General features: G+C 61.4%; 1 protein-coding gene. It reads left to right on the top strand.

Annotated elements, in window-relative coordinates:
* A partial coding sequence (locus C0456_RS20490) for a strawberry notch C-terminal domain-containing protein (RefSeq protein WP_291056543.1) occupies positions 1-1405 on the top strand: 1405 nt, incomplete at its 5' end.
* Positions 1406-1568: the final 163 nt, after the last annotated feature.

Genomic DNA, 1568 nt, shown 5'->3' with positions numbered 1-1568 from the left:
TGATGCGGGCGGCACCGGGCGGTCCTATCACGCCAGCCTCGATGCAACTTGCCAGAAGCGGCGCATCCACTTCCTGCTGGAGCCTGGATGGCGAGCCGACCGGGCCATCCAGGGGCTGGGCCGAACGCACCGGACGCATCAAGCCAACACGCCGCTGTTCCGGCCTGTGACCACGAACTGCAAGGGGGAACTGCGGTTCACCAGCACCATTGCGCGCAGGCTCGATAGCCTCGGCGCGCTTACTCGGGGCCAACGCCAGACGGGCGGGCAGAACCTGTTTGACCCTGCCGACAATCTCGAGAGCGAATATGCCAAGGCGGCCCTCTCGACATGGTTTGCCTTGCTGGCGGACGGCAAGCTCAAGAGCGCTACGCTGATCGATTTTCAGCGCCGCAGTGGGCTCAAGATCGTCTCCGACGATGGCGTGCTCGAAGAGGACCTTCCGCCGATCCAGCGCTGGCTCAATCGCATCCTCGCGCTGCCGATCGGGATGCAGAATGCGATCTTCGAGGAGTTTCTGGGGTTGGTCGAAGCGCGGGTGTCAGCAGCGCGCGAGGCCGGATCGCTCGATGTTGGCGTCGAAACCCTGCGGGTTGAACAGGCCGATATTGTCGAGGACATAGTCCTTCGGACCGATGAGCGAACCGGCGCCACGTCGCATTTGCTGCAGCTAGCCCTCAAGACCAGAGCACGGCCGATCTCGCTTGAGCGTGTCCTTGAGCGCCGCGACTATGCCGACGGCTGCATTCTGCTCCACAATATCAAGAGCGGGAAGGCGGCCTTGGCCGAACCTTCGCGGCACTTCATGACAGAACAGGGGGATTTGATCCGGCGGGTTATCCTCCACCGTCCGCTTCGCCGCGAATACCACCACTTCGATGACCTCGCCGAATCCGCATGGGAGGAAGTCCCGCGCAGGACCTTCGAGAAGCTGTGGCAAAGCGAGGTTGCGGAGCTTGCCGAACGGCTAACGACGGAGACCGTGTACCTTGCGACCGGACTTCTCCTGCCGATCTGGTCGAGCCTGCCTATCGACTATCTGGAGGTCCGGCGGATCGTGGACGAAGAGGGCAGAAGCTGGCTCGGCCGTATGGTCCACGAACTCGACGTGGCGAAGCTGCTCGAGAAATTCGACATTGCCTCCACCGTTGAACTCAGCCCGGAAATGATCATCAGGTCGCTCGGCGAAGGCCGGACAGTCCCGATCAATCAGCCCTTCGAGGCGACCTTGAAATGCTCCCGCGTGGCAGGCGAGCAGCGCTATGAAATCGTGGGGGTCCCGCCTGAACAGCTGCCTTGGCTCAAGAGCATCGGCTGCTTTACGGAAATCATTGCGTTTCGCACACGGGTGTTCATCCCGACAAAGGCAGCGCTGTCGGTCATAGGCGCGATGTTTCGAGCATGATGAAAAGCAATGCTGGGAACATCGATGCCGGAGCCCTGACGTCCCACGGTTTTCCTCTTGGTCTGCACTATCTGTGCAGCATGGAAGGCCACGAAGTGGGGCATTCCTGTCAGTGTCGGTGGCGTTTGCTAGCAACGGCTCGCGCCAGAATCAGATGTTTCCT

This window comes from Hyphomonas sp. (genome assembly GCF_013823385.1).
Lineage (GTDB): Bacteria > Pseudomonadota > Alphaproteobacteria > Caulobacterales > Hyphomonadaceae > Hyphomonas.
Note: the sequence above shows the minus strand (reverse complement) of the source record. Positions and strands in the feature narration are given on the sequence as shown.